At 45.8% G+C, this 15553-nt stretch carries 16 protein-coding genes; 12 read left to right on the forward strand and 4 right to left on the reverse strand.

The genetic code is table 11. The annotated features are described in order from the left end of the window. The first annotated feature begins 10 nt into the window (after nucleotides 1–10). The 9 genes from B092_RS0103920 to B092_RS0103960 all read left to right on the forward strand — a co-directional run bounded on the left by B092_RS0103920 (nucleotide 11) and on the right by B092_RS0103960 (nucleotide 9195). The gene (locus B092_RS0103920; RefSeq protein WP_018573941.1) at nucleotides 11–733 is read left to right on the forward strand and encodes a sigma-E factor negative regulatory protein; all 723 of its coding nucleotides are present in this window, start codon (nucleotides 11–13) and stop codon (nucleotides 731–733) included. After that, a complete protein-coding gene (locus B092_RS0103925) occupies nucleotides 730–1788 on the forward strand; it encodes a MucB/RseB C-terminal domain-containing protein (RefSeq protein WP_018573942.1) in 1059 nt (352 codons plus the stop codon). Before B092_RS0103920 ends, B092_RS0103925 begins: the two co-directional genes overlap by 4 nt. A 60-nt stretch (nucleotides 1789–1848) precedes the next feature. Next, the gene (locus B092_RS0103930; RefSeq protein ID WP_018573943.1) at nucleotides 1849–3393 is read left to right on the forward strand and encodes a Do family serine endopeptidase; all 1545 of its coding nucleotides are present in this window, start codon (nucleotides 1849–1851) and stop codon (nucleotides 3391–3393) included. Nucleotides 3394–3475: 82 nt separating this feature from the next. Next, the gene (lepA, locus tag B092_RS0103935; protein ID WP_018573944.1) at nucleotides 3476–5266 is read left to right on the forward strand and encodes a translation elongation factor 4; all 1791 of its coding nucleotides are present in this window, start codon (nucleotides 3476–3478) and stop codon (nucleotides 5264–5266) included. Between the two features lie 22 nt (nucleotides 5267–5288). Further along, on the forward strand, nucleotides 5289–6104 hold the full coding sequence (gene lepB / locus B092_RS0103940; RefSeq protein ID WP_018573945.1) for a signal peptidase I: 816 nt from the start codon (nucleotides 5289–5291) through the stop codon (nucleotides 6102–6104). A 7-nt stretch (nucleotides 6105–6111) separates the two neighbouring features. Then, nucleotides 6112–6885 carry a ribonuclease III gene (gene rnc / locus B092_RS0103945; protein ID WP_018573946.1) on the forward strand — a complete coding sequence of 258 codons (774 nt, stop codon included), beginning with the start codon at nucleotides 6112–6114 and terminating at the stop codon, nucleotides 6883–6885. After that, complete coding sequence (era, locus tag B092_RS0103950; RefSeq protein ID WP_026253585.1) at nucleotides 6875–7771, forward strand: GTPase Era; 897 nt, start codon at nucleotides 6875–6877, stop codon at nucleotides 7769–7771. The genes rnc and era overlap by 11 nt, the downstream gene beginning before the upstream one ends. Then, the gene (gene recO / locus B092_RS0103955) at nucleotides 7764–8366 is read left to right on the forward strand and encodes a DNA repair protein RecO (RefSeq protein WP_018573948.1); all 603 of its coding nucleotides are present in this window, start codon (nucleotides 7764–7766) and stop codon (nucleotides 8364–8366) included. The genes era and recO overlap by 8 nt, the downstream gene beginning before the upstream one ends. A gap of 262 nt (nucleotides 8367–8628) precedes the next feature. Next, nucleotides 8629–9195: a TMEM165/GDT1 family protein gene (locus tag B092_RS0103960; RefSeq protein ID WP_018573949.1), complete on the forward strand. Its 567-nt coding sequence runs from the start codon at nucleotides 8629–8631 to the stop codon at nucleotides 9193–9195. A 120-nt stretch (nucleotides 9196–9315) separates the two neighbouring features. Here the strand turns inward: B092_RS0103960 and B092_RS0103965 are convergent, their stop codons facing one another. From B092_RS0103965 to B092_RS0103980, 4 genes are all read right to left on the reverse strand, one after another. Further along, entirely contained in the window at nucleotides 9316–10005 is a 690-nt protein-coding gene (locus B092_RS0103965; protein WP_018573950.1) for a Bax inhibitor-1 family protein, read from the reverse strand. A 171-nt stretch (nucleotides 10006–10176) separates the two neighbouring features. Next, nucleotides 10177–10623, reverse strand: a complete 447-nt coding sequence (locus tag B092_RS0103970) for a hypothetical protein (RefSeq protein WP_018573951.1) — start codon at nucleotides 10621–10623, stop codon at nucleotides 10177–10179. 9 nt (nucleotides 10624–10632) lie between these two features. Then, on the reverse strand, nucleotides 10633–11121 hold the full coding sequence (locus B092_RS0103975; RefSeq protein WP_018573952.1) for a DNA polymerase III subunit chi: 489 nt from the start codon (nucleotides 11119–11121) through the stop codon (nucleotides 10633–10635). Nucleotides 11122–11137: 16 nt separating this feature from the next. Further along, complete coding sequence (locus B092_RS0103980) at nucleotides 11138–12640, reverse strand: leucyl aminopeptidase (protein ID WP_018573953.1); 1503 nt, start codon at nucleotides 12638–12640, stop codon at nucleotides 11138–11140. A gap of 64 nt (nucleotides 12641–12704) precedes the next feature. Between B092_RS0103980 and lptF the strand changes: the two genes are divergently transcribed. The 3 genes from lptF to B092_RS0103995 all read left to right on the forward strand — a co-directional run. Beyond that, nucleotides 12705–13832 carry an LPS export ABC transporter permease LptF gene (gene lptF, locus B092_RS0103985; protein WP_026253586.1) on the forward strand — a complete coding sequence of 376 codons (1128 nt, stop codon included), beginning with the start codon at nucleotides 12705–12707 and terminating at the stop codon, nucleotides 13830–13832. A gap of 129 nt (nucleotides 13833–13961) precedes the next feature. Further along, the gene (locus tag B092_RS0103990) at nucleotides 13962–14897 is read left to right on the forward strand and encodes a CysB family HTH-type transcriptional regulator (RefSeq protein WP_018573955.1); all 936 of its coding nucleotides are present in this window, start codon (nucleotides 13962–13964) and stop codon (nucleotides 14895–14897) included. A gap of 330 nt (nucleotides 14898–15227) precedes the next feature. Then, nucleotides 15228–15553 (forward strand): RRXRR domain-containing protein (locus tag B092_RS0103995; protein ID WP_026253587.1); only part of this gene is annotated, 326 nt, incomplete at its 3' end.

Consider the following 15553-nt stretch of genomic DNA (forward strand, 5'->3'; position numbering starts at 1 on the left):
AGTCTTGTAAATGAATAACACTATGGATTTATCAACATCAGCACAGTTGGATCGTTTAAGTGCTTTTTTAGACGGCGAATTGAGTGAGTCTGAGTTTGATGCCGTGCTGGATAGCTTAGATGCTCATTGCTGTGCCGAGCTGAAGCGGTATCAGATCATCAGTGATGTCATGCGTGATAGCAGCTTAGCCATTCGTACCTCCGATCTGTTTTCAATGCGTTTGGCTAAAGCACTTGAGGCAGAGCCGGCTCATTCACTTGACGAAGTGCAAGAACAAGAAGAGCTTCAAGCGACCGGTACCGATGGTATGAGTGTTGGCCTGCCTGCTAAGCGTCAAACCGCTCAAGTTCATCGTATGCCCGGCAGATCTAAAGCGCGTTTAGCATTTGTTGCCGGTGGTGTTGCCGCGGCATTTGCGACGATTGTGACTTATAGCATTTTTCAAAGCAATGATATGCAGCCTAGTGTACATTCTACTGCGCCGGTGTTGGCTTCTGTTGAAACGCAAGCGGTCAGTCCCGCGGCTGTTGACAATACAATCAACACAATGGATTCAGCGATGAGTTTTAGTCGATCACCTGTCGTAGCTGTCAGCGCTTCTGCGGCTAACGACCAGCCATCGACTGAGGAGCGTCGTCGCACTTACCCTGAGTATTTGCGTTCACATAGTGATATGTCGGCCTATACGCCATTTATGCAGGTTAATTATCAGGGCATGGGTGTTGGTCAATGAATAGTTTGTTGCACAAATCATTAGTAGGACTTAGTATTACCTTCTTGGCGTTGGCGGTACCTGCTCTGAGTTATGCACAACAAGTCATTGAACCGGTAGTTCCCGAGGCTACTCAACCACTTTCTCAGGTGGTACCTGCACAAGATATTGAGCTGTTGAGTCTTGAGCAGCTACTGACACAAATTCAATTAGCCTCTTCGCAAGTCAATTATCAAGGTGTTTTTGTTTCGCATTGGGCTAATCAGCACCTAATCACCTCTAAAATTACCAACATCTTCAGTAATGAGCACTTGTCGCGTCGCATAGAGTCGCTCGACGATAATCCCATCGAGGTGCTGCGTACCGATGAGCAGCAAATCCAACTTTTCCCTGAGCAGCATGTTGTTGTGACTATGCCGATTAGGGAGCATGAGTTTCCCGGGCTGCTGCTAACCGGAGCAGAGGGGATTTCCGATTACTATGCCGTTGAAATGCAGGATACCTTATCTCGTGTGGCCGGCGTCGATTGTAAGAAAATAAGCTTGATCCCACGAGACGAGGATCGTTATGGCGTAAGAATTTGTGTTGAACCGGTTAAGCATTTATTGCTTCAAATTGAAACAGTTAACCACAGACAGCAAATTGTCAGTCAAACGGCTTTTACCCATTTGCTTTTTGATGAGCAAATAGATCGCTCATCGCTCCGCACAGGGCACGATTACGTGACGTGGAATCACTTTAAGCCTCAATACAATGATATTGATCTTGAGGCAGAGGGTTGGCGTTTTTCCTTACCTAGTGGTTTTCAAAAAGTTACCAGTTTTAAGTTAGTCACGGGAACCAATAAAGAGGTTCGACAACTAACATTATCTGATGGCCTTTCTTCTTTCTCTCTCTTTATCCAAGAGCTTGATCAAGCGGATAAGGATAAGTACGGTGAATTTGATCGTGTTGAAGGGCCGGTTAATATTTACAGTAAGCGTTTAGGTGCTTATTGGCTTACCGCATTAGGCGCTATGCCACTACCTACGCTTGAGTCAGTAGCAGAATCTGCTGAGCACAGTTCAACTGAGTGATTAGGTATTTTAATTTAAAAGTATCGCCTCAATTACCATTAGTATCTAAGGACATTTAGCATGTTAATGAAAAAAACCTTTTTATCCACCCTGTTAGCTTTGAGTGTTTTAACTCCGAGTGTGATGGCACAAGACGGTAAGTTATTGCCATCACCGGTTGTAAAGCAGGAAAATAACCATTCAAACCAAGCGCCGAAAACGGCCAATCCTCAGGCCAACACCTTAGTGGCATTGCCCGATTTTACTGATATTGTTGCTCAAACTGAGACTGGTGTGGTTAATATTCGCACCATGGAAACTGTCCGTAGTCGGAGTCTCGGTGGTGGTAATTTTGGTATGGATCGAGACATGGAAGAGCTTTTTCGCTTTTTCTTCGGTCCGGATTTTGGTTTTCCGGGTCAGATCCAACCACGTGAGCGCGGGCCACAGTTAGGCGAGCGTTCTGAGCGTGAGGTGCCAAGAAATGTAGGTTCCGGCTTCATTATTTCTGAGGATGGTTACGTCATTACTAATAACCATGTCATTGACAAGGCGTCTAAAATTATCGTGACATTAAATGACGGCAAGGAGTTGGTTGGTGAGGTGGTTGGTACGGATGAGCGTACTGACTTGGCCTTGATTAAGGTGGAAGCACAGGGTTTAAAGCCACTAAAAATAGGTGGCTCTGATGATTTGAAAAAGGGCCAGTGGGTGTTAGCAATTGGTTCGCCTTTTGGTCTGGACTCCACGGTGACTGCCGGTATTGTTAGCGCAATTAATCGTGATACAGGTGATTATTTACCGTTTATTCAAACTGACGTAGCGGTCAATCCGGGCAACTCCGGTGGTCCTTTAATTGACTTATCCGGTGAGGTCGTGGGTGTTAACTCACAAATCATTTCTCGCTCGGGCGGTTTTATGGGGATTTCTTTGTCAATCCCTATTAATGAGGCAATGAAGGTTGTTGAGCAGCTTAAAGAAACCGGTAAAGTTGTCCGTGGTCGCATAGGTGTAACCATCTCTGAAGTACAAGAAGATGTTGCTGAAGCACTTGGCCTAGATGGCGCTGAGGGTGCCTTAGTGAGTAATGTCGAACTTGGCAGTCCGGCTCAAAAAGCAGGTATTCGCCCCGGTGATGTGATTACCAAGTTTGATGGCAAGGACATCAAGAAATGGTCTGATTTACCTCGCATGGTTGGTCAAACGCGTCCTAACACCGAGTCCAGTATTGAGGTGTGGCGTCGCGGCAAGGCAGTCAAACTGGATATCGTGGTTGAGAGTCTCAATGGTGAGCAAGCGTTAGCGACCAAGGGGCCAACGGGTGATTCTAAAGCCGATAGCTCAGCTGATGTTGATCGACTTGGTTTAGTTGTTGCCAACCTTTCTACCGCTCAAAAAGAGGAGCTAGGTATCGAAGGGGGTGTCGTGGTGACTAGCGTCGAAGGCGTTGGTGTCGAGTCCGGTCTGATGGTTGATGACATCATTTTGGTGCTTAACGATCAAGACGTTAAGGATCTGAGTCATTATCAGGAGCTGGTTAAGGACTTACCAAAAGACAAAAACGCTGCATTATTAGTGCGACGTAACGATTTCACGCAGTGGGTTGCAGTTCAACCTGAAAAATAAAGTACAATACACTGTTATTGAACGCAAAAAAGGCGCAATATCTGCGCCTTTTTAGTTATCTATTGTCTTATTTTCGGAATTCATGCAGCATATACGCAATTTCTCTATTATTGCCCATATTGACCATGGTAAGTCTACCTTGGCCGATCGCTTAATTCATCGCTGTGGTGGTCTGTCTGATCGCGAGATGTCGACTCAGGTGCTAGACTCCATGGACATCGAGCGTGAGCGTGGTATTACCATTAAGGCACAGACTGCCGCGCTGGAGTATAAAGCCAAGGATGGCAATGTCTATAATCTAAACTTAATTGACACGCCCGGGCACGTCGACTTCGCTTATGAGGTTAGCCGTTCTTTATCTGCCTGTGAGGGAGCGCTTCTTGTCGTCGACGCTTCCCAAGGGGTCGAGGCGCAAACCGTCGCAACGTGTTATACAGCGCTTGACCTTGATGTCGAGGTTATTCCTGTTCTCAATAAAATGGACCTGAACTCAGCCGATCCCGATGCTGCCAAAGCAGAGATTGAGGAAGTGATTGGTATTGATGCATCAGAGGCAATTCCTGCCAGTGCCAAGGTAGGCATGGGGATCGATGATATTCTCGAAGCCATTGTTGCCAAGGTCGAACCGCCTATAGGTGACCCAGAAGCACCGCTACAAGCGTTAATCATCGACTCATGGTTTGATAATTACGTCGGTGTCGTCATGTTGGTGCGCATTGTCAATGGTGTTCTGAAGCCCAAAGATCGCATGCGCTTTATGTCGACCAATGAAACACATCTGTGTGATCAGGTGGGTGTGTTTACGCCTAAATCAGTACAACGTAAGCAGCTAAGTGCCGGTGAGGTAGGTTTCATTATTTCCGGTATCAAGGAGCTTGAACATGCCAAGGTTGGTGATACGATTACTATCGTTGGCAAGGAAGCCGATGCGGCGTTGCCGGGATTCAAAGAGGTTAAACCACAGGTATTTGCCGGTTTATACCCGGTAGAAAGTAGTGAGTATGATCAGTTACGTGACTCACTTGAAAAGCTTAAATTAAACGATGCATCACTCATGTTCGAACCGGAGGTGTCCGAAGCCTTAGGCTTTGGCTTCCGTTGTGGTTTCTTAGGCTTATTGCACATGGAAATTGTGCAGGAGCGTTTAGAGCGTGAGTTTGATATGGACATCATTACGACGGCGCCGTCGGTGGTGTATGAGGTTGAGCTCAATGACGGTTCTGTCATCATGGTGGAGACTCCGTCGCGGATGCCGGGGGTTGGCGAGATTGCTGATATACGAGAGCCCATCGTGGAAGTCAGTATTTTGATGCCACAGGATTATGTCGGTCCGGTCATGACATTATGTAATCAGAAGCGCGGCATTCAAAAAAATATGGTTTATCATGGTCGTCAGGTGAATCTTGTTTATGAGATGCCATTAGCAGAGATTGTCTTAGACTTCTTTGACCGTTTAAAATCCGTATCTCGCGGTTATGCTTCCATGGATTACAACTTTATTGAGTTCCGCAGTTCTGATGTCGTGCGTGTCGATTTATTGATTAACGGCGACAAGGTTGATGCATTATCGATGATTGTTCATCGTCAGCATGCGCGTCATCGTGGTCGTGAGGTGGTCTCTAAGATGCGTGGCTTGATTCCACGTCAGATGTATGATGTGGCCATACAGTGTGCCATCGGTGCCGAGGTTATCGCTCGCGAAAACGTCAAGGCATTACGTAAAAACGTACTTGCCAAGTGTTATGGTGGTGATATTTCGCGTAAGAAGAAGTTACTTGAAAAGCAAAAAGAAGGTAAGAAGCGCATGAAGCAGGTAGGTAGTGTGGAGATTCCACAGGAGGCCTTCTTAGCGATCTTACAGGTTGATGATTAGTGAGCGGAGCAATTAAATAATCATGGATTACGCCTTAATTTTATTATTACTGTTAATCGTAGCGATTGTGGTAAAGATGCTCGATCGGCTCATTTTGAAGCCCAGAAGAGTAGCTGAGTATGGAGACGAAGAAGCCAAGCACAGAGGTTGGTTTATCGATATTGTGCATAGCTTCTTTCCGGTGATTTTAGCTGTCTTTGTACTACGTAGCTTTATTGTTGAGCCATTTCGTATTCCATCGGGTTCTATGCTGCCCACCCTGGAGGCCAAGGATATGATCTTGGCTAATAAGTTCTCTTATGGTGTGGTGTTTCCGGTTATTAATAAAAAGATTATTCCTGTCGGCAGTCCTGAGCGAGGTGATGTGGTGGTCTTCCGTTATCCGCCGGAGCCTAACATAGATTATATTAAGCGTATTGTGGCATTGCCCGGTGACACAATCGTGTATGACAATATTCAAAAAACCTTGACGGTTAATGGTCGGGCGTATGCGCAAATGGATTTGGGTCCTTACATCAATCCTGAGCAACAAAGCAATAACCCGCAGCAGTACGCAGAGGTTACCGACACAAAAACGTATAATATTTTAAAGTTGCCCTATCAAAACGTGGCTCGTCCACAGACTCGTTTCCCATTTTTAGATCACTGTGAGTACAGCACGGAGCAGTTGAGTTGTACGGTACCTAATGGGCATTATTTTGCTTTAGGTGATAATCGTGACAATAGCGTGGATAGTCGTTACTGGGGGTTTGTGCCCGAAGAAAATATAGTTGGCAAGGCATTTTTTGTCTGGATGAATCTGGGTTTTAATTTTGACCGCATTGGGTCCATTAAGTAAATCGCCTATGAACTTAAAACAACTACAAGAAAAGCTGGATTATCAATTTAATAACGATGCTTTTTTGATACGCGCGTTGACTCACCGTAGTCACGGTCAATCTAATAATGAGCGTCTTGAGTTTTTAGGGGATTCTATCCTCAACTTTACTATCGCCTCACTCTTGTTTGATGGCCTTAAGCAAGAGGATGAAGGTGATTTGTCACGTATTAGAGCAAGCTTAGTCAATCAACAAACCTTAGCCGAGTTGTCAACCAAGTTGGGCTTGTCAGAGGTGTTGCGTTTGGGCGAGGGTGAGCTTAAGAGTGGCGGTTTTAGACGTCCTTCAATATTAGCGGATGCGTTGGAAGCTATTTTTGGTGCAATTTATCTGGACTCTGATATTGATTCAGCACAGCGTGTGATTTCGCGTCTTTATGAGCCGTTGATTGCCAATGTTGATTTCAAAACAGCGGGTAAAGACAGCAAAACCTTATTGCAAGAGATGCTTCAGGCGAAGCGCTTGTCATTGCCAAAATACGTTGTCGTGGACACGCGCGGTGCGGCACATGATCAAGAGTTTGTTGTTGAATGTCGAATTGAGGAATTGGCTATCGTGACTGAAGCAGTGGGTCATAGTCGTCGCCAAGCAGAGCAGAGTGCTGCTGCCTTAGCATTAAATTCGGTTAAGCCGATTTTATCTAAAGCCAACTTCAAAAAAGAGAAGTATTTAGAGCGACAAGCAACGCAGCTCAGTTTGCCGGTAGCTACAGAGCAGGAGCAGTCTAATGATGGAAAATAAAAAGCAACGGTGTGGTTTTGTGGCGATTGTCGGTCGTCCAAATGTCGGTAAGTCAACACTGACCAATGCCTTAATCGGTGCCAAAATTTCTATTGTGTCACGCAAGTCGCAGACTACCCGTCACCCCATTCAGGGCGTGTTGACTCGTGACAATGCACAGTTTGTTTTTATTGATACACCGGGATTCCAAACACGCCATGGCGGCGCCATGAACCGTATGATGAACCGGGTAGTCGTACAAACGCTCTCTGACGTTGATGTGGTGGTGCATGTCGTAGAGGCCGGTAAGTGGTCCGAAGGTGATGAAAATGTCCTGCCGCTATTACCTCCGTCTGACAAAAAGCATGTGATCTTGGTGTTGTCTAAAATTGATGCCATCAAAAACAAAGCTGAGTTATTTGAGTTTACGACTCGTATCATGGCCAAATATCAATACGATGCGGTGATCCCGGTCAGCGCGGTAAAAAATACGCAATTAACTATTCTCCTGGATGAAATTGCTCAGCGCTTACCGCATGGTGAGTTTATGTTTGATGAGGATACACTCACTGACCGCTCAATGCGTTTTATTTCCGCAGAGATCCTACGCGAAAAAATCTTCCGTTTAGTGGGTGATGAGCTTCCTTATGCTTCTACTGTGGTTATTGAGGAGTGGAATGAGGAGGATAAAGGCATCCATATCAATGCCTGCGTTGTCGTTGAGCGCGAAAGCCATAAGCCTATTTTATTAGGTGCGGGCGGCCAGCACATGAAGCGGATTGCCACGGAAGCACGTCAAGAAATTGCTGATATGGTTGGCAAGCCGGTCTTTCTCGAGGTCTTTATCAAAGTCCGCAAGGGCTGGTCAGAGCAAGAAAGTACCTTGCGTGACTTAGGTTATGAGTAAGCGCAGGACACGGATTTTAGATGCCGAAGCCTATCTGCTGACTGCCTATGATTGGAGTGAAACATCGCTCATTGCCCATGTATTTAGTAAAGATCATGGCATTATCGTCGGTGTCGCGAAGGGCGCCAAGCGACCGTATTCTGTTATGCGCCCGATACTGAGTCATTTTCACCCTCTGTTGCTCAGTTGGAGCGGACAGGGAGAGGTCAAGACATTCATTCGCGCTGAAAATAACGGTTTTTGTCCCATACAGGGGCGTGCCCTTATGCCTGCTTGGTATATGAACGAGCTTCTGCTGAAGTTCTTGGCACCTGAGGACCCGCATGCCGGATTATTTGATGTGTATGCCGACTGCCTCAGGCAATTAGCTGAGGGCAGCAATGAGAATATTGTGCTCAGACATTTTGAATGGCAATTACTGGAAGAAGCCGGCTATGGTGTCGAGGACCCGATGCCTGACTTTTCAGAACCCGCTCAAAACCGACGTTGGCGCAAGCAATTAAGGCAGCGTTTAGATGAGCAGTTAGAACGACGCTCCCTCAAAACGCGTGATGTTATTCAGTCCCTGCACAGTTTGGCTAAAACACAGGTATAAATCCTCACAATTCGTATGATATCCGGATTAAATGTGACGTGTTCAGATATAATCTCTTTGTTCTTAAGGGAGTAGTTGTTCGTAAATCCCTACGAAGCTGTCATCAACATATTTGCTTTTGCATGGTGCCGGCATCTACCGCATAAAAGCTTACCGGCTTTTTCAGTGCGCAGACTAACGAGACTTAAGACAGGTATAAATCGCCTCGGTGGGTCGTTTATGCTTGTCTTTGTCGTGTTTGCCCACCAAAATGGAGTGTAAGTTGGACGCTTTTATCGCATCTGTTTTAGCCGTATCTTTGGCCGAAGTCGGTGATAAGACTCAGTTGTTGGCGCTTTTCTTAGCCGCCATGTTTTCCCGCAAGCTACCGATTGTATTTGGTATTTTTGTTGCCACAATATTGAATCACGCTGTGTCAGCTTGGTTCGGTGTCTGGATTTCAGACAATGTCAGCACCGAACTGCTCACTTGGATTGTGGCCATTAGTTTCCTCGCGATGGGAGCCTGGTTACTCATTCCTGACAAAAAGGATGAGGTTGATGAGAAGTACGTCAGCTACGGTGCTTTTATTGCGACCACTGTGCTGTTTTTCTTCGCAGAAATTGGTGATAAAACACAACTGGCTACGGTGTTGTTGGCTGCTAAGTACAATGATTTTTATCCTGTGCTGTTCGGTACGACAGTGGGGATGATGCTGGCTAATGTGCCTGTGGTTTACCTGGGTTGTTGGCTGCTGGACCGAATATCGTTTAAGAAAATACGTCAGGCGGCTTGTGTGTTGTTTATCTTGCTAGGTGCGGGTACGCTAATTCAATATTATTGGTTCTAAGGTTAATGACCTACCTTAGCACCCTATAAGCAAGCATAAAAAAACCAGTGCCTAAAATTTGGCACTGGTCTAAAAGCACTAGTGAGCTATTGTAGGCTCACTAGCATGGGGCAGTTTAAATTATTCGTTGCTGGTAATACCCAAGATACTTAATAAGCTGACAAATACGTTATAAATACTTAGGTACAGCGATAGAGTGGCTGAGATATAGTTAGTCTCACCGCCATTTACAATACGCTGTAAATCAACCAGCATAAAGGCCGAGAAAATCACAATGGCCAATAAAGAAATGGTTAGGGTCAATGCCGGTATCTGTAAAAACACATTGGCAATCGCGGCGACGATAATCACCACCGCACCGATAATAAGTGTCTTGTGCAGGTGAGTAAAGTCACGCTTTGTGGTGGTTGCTATGGCCGCCATGGTCGCAAAAATTGCTGCGGTTCCGCCAAAGGCCAGCATAATTAAATTAGCACCGTCTCCTAAGCTCAGAACATAGCCAAGCATACGAGAGAGCATGATACCCATAAAGAAGGTAAACAGTAATAGGAAGCCAACACCGGCTGAGCTGTTTTTGTTACGCTCGATTAAAAACATCAAACCGAAAGCACCGGCAAAGAAAACAATCATCGAGATGCCCGGGCTTAGGATCTGATTTAGTCCAAGCTTAAGCGATAACCATGCACCGGCGACGGTAGGAATCATGGATATAGCCAAGAGCATATAGGTATTACGCAGTACGCGATTGCGAACCACGGCACCTGCGGCACTGTGATCTTGGTACTGTGTCGGTTGTTGATACTGATTCATGGATACTCCAATAATAAATGTATAGCGGTCTAAATAACGTAGTCTCACGCTCTGTTTATTAACCGCCAATTAACTAAAAAAGCTTACAGAAAACTGAACTCTCTGTCAATAGACACTTGCACGTATGCTTATGTTCCCAATAAATTGTTAAATATTGATTGAAAAATGCATTTAATGATGTTTTTTTAGTTCATCAAAAATTCTTTGCCTGATTCTTTGTTCGGTGTGAGCCAATTCGTCATTGATAATGAGTTCAATAGCGTCTTCTAAGGGATGATGAGCAGTATGATGCAAGCTACGTGCTTGTTCTTGTACCCAGTCAGGTGCTTCAGGTAATCGTAATTTGTCTGACGGAGTAAATTGCTTGGTGCTGATGGGTGCAGCGGGAGCAGCGATCGGTATGTCTTCTTCTTGTTCTTCTTGTACAACAGCGTCATCAGCAGCAGGGCCGACAATAGGAAAATCATCAATCGGCTCAGGCTCTGCTTCCAGGATGGGATAGTCGCTCTCATCTACATGCGCTGACGCAGGTCCAATCACCGGGACATCGTCATCAGCTGCTGGATTATGTGGTGTGCGGGAAGCGTAAGGGGGACGTTTACGGAAAAAAGTAGTCATGTTAATGCCTTAATTCTTACCCAGTTGATGTGAAATTAACTCAGCCCCTTCGGCGCGGTATTGCTTCCATCGTTGGCGAGCGTATTGCTTATCGGCTTCATGCTCAGAAACAATTTCCAGTACGCAGGCAAATTGCTGATAGTGCGGTGGACAATCTACGTCTAAATTGAGTAGCCACATATCAGAGGCTTTTGAAAGTATCTCCTGATGAGAAAGTAGGGCGGCATCTTGTAGTAAAAAAACGGGTTGAGTTTTGTCGGATGGCGTCCATTGATCGGCTATTAGTTCAACCAAATGCTCGGCAGAACTAATAGCTTCCTGTGGGATAAAAGCGTCGGGTGCCAGATCCCAAAGCAGGCGACTAAACATATCTAATCGCTTTTGCTCGGAACTGAATACCAGTATTTTTTTGGTTGAACGATAGTTTTTGGCGGCAGAAATCGCCGCCTGTTGGATACGATGCCCAACCCCAAAAGCAAAAAATACCTTGACGCTCATAACCCTGACCCTTGCCTTACTTAGTAGTTAATAAGTACTGAGCTAATAAAGGCAGAGGACGACCGGTGGAACCCTTGGTGTTACCTGATTTATCCCATGCCGTTCCGGCCACGTCTAAGTGAGCCCATGGGTACTGCTTGGTAAAGCGGGCAAGGAATGCAGCCGCAGTAATTGCGCCGGCGTCACGACCGCCAATGTTTTGCATATCAGCAAAATCGCTCTTCAATTGCTCTTGATACTCCTCGTCAAGCGGCATTGGCCATGCCTGGTCGCAAGCTTGCTTGCCGGCCTCGTGTAGGGCAGCACGTAGGTCGTCATTGTTACTAAATAAACCGCTGTTGATTTTACCTAAAGCGATTACACACGCGCCGGTTAGGGTCGCAATATCAATGACTGCTTTAGGCTCATAGCGCTCAGCATAGGTCAAAGCATCACATAAGATGAGACGGCCTTCGGCGTCCGTATTGAGAATTTCAATGGTCTGACCGGACATGCTGGTGACGACATCGCCCGGCTTGGTTGCACGGCCGCTTGGCATGTTTTCGGTCGCAGGGATTAGACCGACCACTTCTTTGTCTAGGCCGATTTCACCGATAAATTTAAATAGACCAAGTACGGTTGCTGCACCACCCATATCCCATTTCATCTCGTCCATACCGGCACCGGGTTTTAGCGAAATACCACCAGTGTCAAAGGTGACGCCTTTACCGACAAAGACGATGGGTGCTTCTGATTTCTTGGCGTTTGCCGGTTTATGATGCAATACAATAAAGCGAGGAGGCTCTTCTGAACCTGCTGCCACAGACAAGAAAGAGCCCATTTTTAGTGCTTCGATCTGCTTTTTTTCCAGCACTTGTACTTCAATAGACTCATAGGCTTTAGCCAGTGCTTTGGCTTGTTTGCCTAAATAAGTAGGGGTGGCGAAATTACCGGGTAAATTACCTAACTGGCGAGTTAATGCCATGCCCTGAGCAATGGCTTTACCCTCAGCAATGGCTGCCTTTAGTGCTTTGTCTTTGTCGTCATGGGTGATGAAAGTAACTGTAGCTAAGCTGGGTGCTTCTGCTTTTTCTTGGGCCTCTTTGCCCAGCGTGGCGGTGTAGCGGTACTGAGCATTTTCTAGGGCGCGTGCAGCGAACCGTGCGCTTTCTGTGGCAGATACCGCTTCAGTCGACTCTAGTAATAAGGTATTGACCGCTTCTTCTAAGCTTAGGTCATTACAAATTTTAGCAATCGCTTCGTGTGCTTTTAAAATAGACTTCGCGTTATAATCTTCTTTTTTGCCAAGGCCAATAAGAATAATACGTTTAGCAGTGATACCCTCGAGGTTACGAAGAACTAAATGCGAGCCCAGCGTGGCTTTAAACTCTTTGTCCAATAATGGGCTGATGGCACCTTTAGATGCTTTTTCGATGGCGTCAGCGGCCACACCAAGCGTTTGCTCTTGATATACACCAACAATTAAAGCTGATGTCTTAATGTCTTCAATTGACTTAGTAACTTGTACTTTAAATTCCATTTGTATATCCTTATTTCCTTATAATTAACATTACTGTGTTATTCATTATCGCTTAAGAATCTTTATGTCGCTATTCAAACGCTCGGTCGTCGCCGAAATAACTAGTCACGCAGGTGTCGTCATGTCCACGTTGATGGTGGTGTGGCTGAGTGTATTGTTAGTGAGACTTTTAGGTCAAGCAGCTGAGGGGCTAATCGGTTCTGACTTAGTGCTGGGTATCGCCGCTTTTTCCAGTATTACTGCACTACCCACTATTTTAACAGTAACCCTATTTATTGCAGTGCTTGTTACCGTTTCCCGCAGCTATAGGGAAAATGAGATGATCGTCTGGTTTACCAGCGGTATTTCGTTGATTACTTGGTTAAAGCCGGTGCTACGCGTGGCGTTACCTATTTGCGCCTTAATCGCCTTGTTAACTATTCAAGTCTCACCTTGGGCTTATGCCGAGATTGAGGAAAATCGTCAGCGTTTTGAGCAGCGTTCGGATATTTTTAAGATTGCCACCGGTCAGTTCATCGAGACGCAGAGCGGTCAGCGCGTCTTTTTTATCGAGCAAGATGAATCTCAGGATAGCGGTTTGGGTAGAGTGTTTGCTCGGGTTAATCAGGGCGATGGCTGGATTAGTACCATTACCTCGGAACATGCGGATTATCGTGTCGATGAGGAGGGGCGCCGTTATATTGATTTAGGTCCCGGTAATCGCTACGATATGCGTAATAATTCCACCGAATTCCGGATGACGCATTTTGATTCTTTTACCATGCAAATTTATGGTGCCGATGCCGGCAGTGAGGAAGCGATTAGGACAGCGGTGCAATCGCGCCTCAAGGCACGGACGATGACGTCTCTCATCGCTGACAATGCGCCTAAAAGTGACGGGCAAATCATGTGGCGTATCTCAATGCCGATAGCCGCGCTTAATCTGGCACTTCTAGCCATTCCCCTTGGCGCCATTAATCCTCGTGCCGGTCGCTCAATCAATTTGGTGATCGCCGGTTTAATCGCATTGCTCTATATGAACTTATTGAATTTAATGCGCAGTTGGATTGGCAATGGCACGGTCGGTTTCCTTGAGGGCACGATTGGTCTCAACCTCATAGTCAGCCTGCTTTGTATTTTTTTCTTTTGGTGGCAAATTAGGGTCAAAAAGCCCAAAGCTCCACTTCATACAAGCGAAATGGCAGCCAGTTAATTTCATTGCTTTTACGACAAAATATATATCTTTAAGTTATAAGCTTAAGGTTTATTATAAAAATAGATTATATTAATATATACGCTTAATTTTAAATTGGGCCGCTCATTTCGTGGAGCAATAGTTAGTATGAATCTACAGCAATTTCGTTTTGTACGCGAGACAATTCGCCAGAATTTTAATCTTACTGAAGCTGCCAGACAGCTTTACAGTTCGCAACCTGGTGTGTCTAAAGCGATTATCGAGTTAGAAGATGAACTCGGAATCACAATTTTTGAACGTCATGGTAAGCGCCTTAGAGGCTTGACCAAAGCTGGTGAAGCGGTCAGTGTGATTATCGATGACATTATGAGGCAAGTCGATAATCTCAAAAGACTGAGTGATGATTTAGCAGAAAAAGAAGAGGGTAGTCTGATGATCGGGTGTACCCACGCTCAGGCACGCTATTTCTTACCTAAGATTCTGATGGAGTTTAAAAAGAAATTTCCTAAGGTTCGCGTCGGTCTAAGTGAGGGTGATCCTCCGCAATTAGCCAAACGCCTTTTACACGATGAGGTAGACATTGCTTTTGCCACTGAAACGCTTTCCTCTGTGAGTGGTTTAGTGACGTTGGATTGTTATGAGTGGGAGCACGTGCTGGTGATGAATCAAGATCATCCTTTAAGCCAGCTAACCACGTCTGAAGCCAAACAAATATCCTTAGCACAAATACAGCAGTACCCGTTGATTACCTATGATCGTGCTTTTTCAGGACGAACCGCGATTGATAAGGCTTTTGCTAAGCAAAACCTAGTTCCCGATATCGTTCTCGAGGCGGTGGATGCCGATGTCATTAAAACCTATGTTGATCTGGATATGGGTTTAGGTATTATTGCCGGCATGGCGTTTGATCCAAGGCGTGATTCCGGACTTATTCATATTCCGGTGGGCCATTTATTCGGTCGTCATATCACCCGTTTAGCATTGCGAAAGGGCGTTTTTGTTAGAGATTACCTCTTTGAATTTGTAAAAATGTGTACAGTTGATAGCCTTGAGCGTGATGAGCTGGACGAGATTCTTTCTTAAGTGATTGATTTTTATTAAATTAATAAAATATGATAGGTAAAGTCAACTACCCCGCCCTCAAGGGACGGAGCTTGTAAAAGCAAGCTGGGTTGACCAGGGTTAGCGGCTTTTATTTAGTCGCTCCGTTAACAACAGGTCGTTCAGACCCACCCTAGAGTGCTTCTTCAGCTCTAGGCTCTGGAAAGACAGGATTATGCAGGCGCAAGGTAAAACGCCGAAGGTTCTGTTTGCTGCACGCGCAGGAGCCGGTTGTTGACTTTCCCGAGGAGAGACAGGGCGAAAGCCCTGCGNCACGAGGCCCGTAAGGGCATTATTTAGGAGAAAATCGCGATGGCGGTTTTTGTGTTAGGAAAAAACAAACGGCCTTTGATGCCGTGCAGTGAGAAACGCGCTCGGCTATTGCTAGAGCGCGGTCGTGCTCGCGTGCATCGCTTGGTGCCTTTTACGATCCGGCTGGTGGATCGCACGGTCGCAGACTGTGTGTTACAGCCGCTAGAGTTAAAGATTGACCCCGGCAGTAAAACGTCGGGGTTGGCATTGGTTCGCACCCGTCAATCAGTCAATGCGCAATCGGGCGAAATAACAGCTACAGCGCATGTACTGAATCTGTTTGAGTTGATTCATCGGGGATTTCAAATTAGCCAAGCCTTAACGGC

Origin of the sequence: Oligella ureolytica DSM 18253 (assembly GCF_000373745.1) — a bacterium.
GTDB lineage: Bacteria > Pseudomonadota > Gammaproteobacteria > Burkholderiales > Burkholderiaceae_B > Oligella > Oligella ureolytica.

Excerpts from the sequence above, each read along its gene's own strand:
- B092_RS0103920 (WP_018573941.1), top strand. The coding sequence starts at position 11 with ATGAATAACACTATGGATTTATCAACATCAGCACAGTTGGATCGTTTA.
- B092_RS0103925 (WP_018573942.1), top strand. The coding sequence starts at position 730 with ATGAATAGTTTGTTGCACAAATCATTAGTAGGACTTAGTATTACCTTC.
- B092_RS0103930 (WP_018573943.1), top strand. The coding sequence starts at position 1,849 with ATGTTAATGAAAAAAACCTTTTTATCCACCCTGTTAGCTTTGAGTGTT.
- lepA (WP_018573944.1), top strand. The coding sequence starts at position 3,476 with ATGCAGCATATACGCAATTTCTCTATTATTGCCCATATTGACCATGGT.
- lepB (WP_018573945.1), top strand. The coding sequence starts at position 5,289 with ATGGATTACGCCTTAATTTTATTATTACTGTTAATCGTAGCGATTGTG.
- rnc (WP_018573946.1), top strand. The coding sequence starts at position 6,112 with ATGAACTTAAAACAACTACAAGAAAAGCTGGATTATCAATTTAATAAC.
- era (WP_026253585.1), top strand. The coding sequence starts at position 6,875 with ATGGAAAATAAAAAGCAACGGTGTGGTTTTGTGGCGATTGTCGGTCGT.
- recO (WP_018573948.1), top strand. The coding sequence starts at position 7,764 with ATGAGTAAGCGCAGGACACGGATTTTAGATGCCGAAGCCTATCTGCTG.
- B092_RS0103965 (WP_018573950.1), bottom strand. The coding sequence starts at position 10,005 with ATGAATCAGTATCAACAACCGACACAGTACCAAGATCACAGTGCCGCA.
- B092_RS0103970 (WP_018573951.1), bottom strand. The coding sequence starts at position 10,623 with ATGACTACTTTTTTCCGTAAACGTCCCCCTTACGCTTCCCGCACACCA.
- B092_RS0103975 (WP_018573952.1), bottom strand. The coding sequence starts at position 11,121 with ATGAGCGTCAAGGTATTTTTTGCTTTTGGGGTTGGGCATCGTATCCAA.
- B092_RS0103980 (WP_018573953.1), bottom strand. The coding sequence starts at position 12,640 with ATGGAATTTAAAGTACAAGTTACTAAGTCAATTGAAGACATTAAGACA.
- lptF (WP_026253586.1), top strand. The coding sequence starts at position 12,705 with ATGTCGCTATTCAAACGCTCGGTCGTCGCCGAAATAACTAGTCACGCA.
- B092_RS0103990 (WP_018573955.1), top strand. The coding sequence starts at position 13,962 with ATGAATCTACAGCAATTTCGTTTTGTACGCGAGACAATTCGCCAGAAT.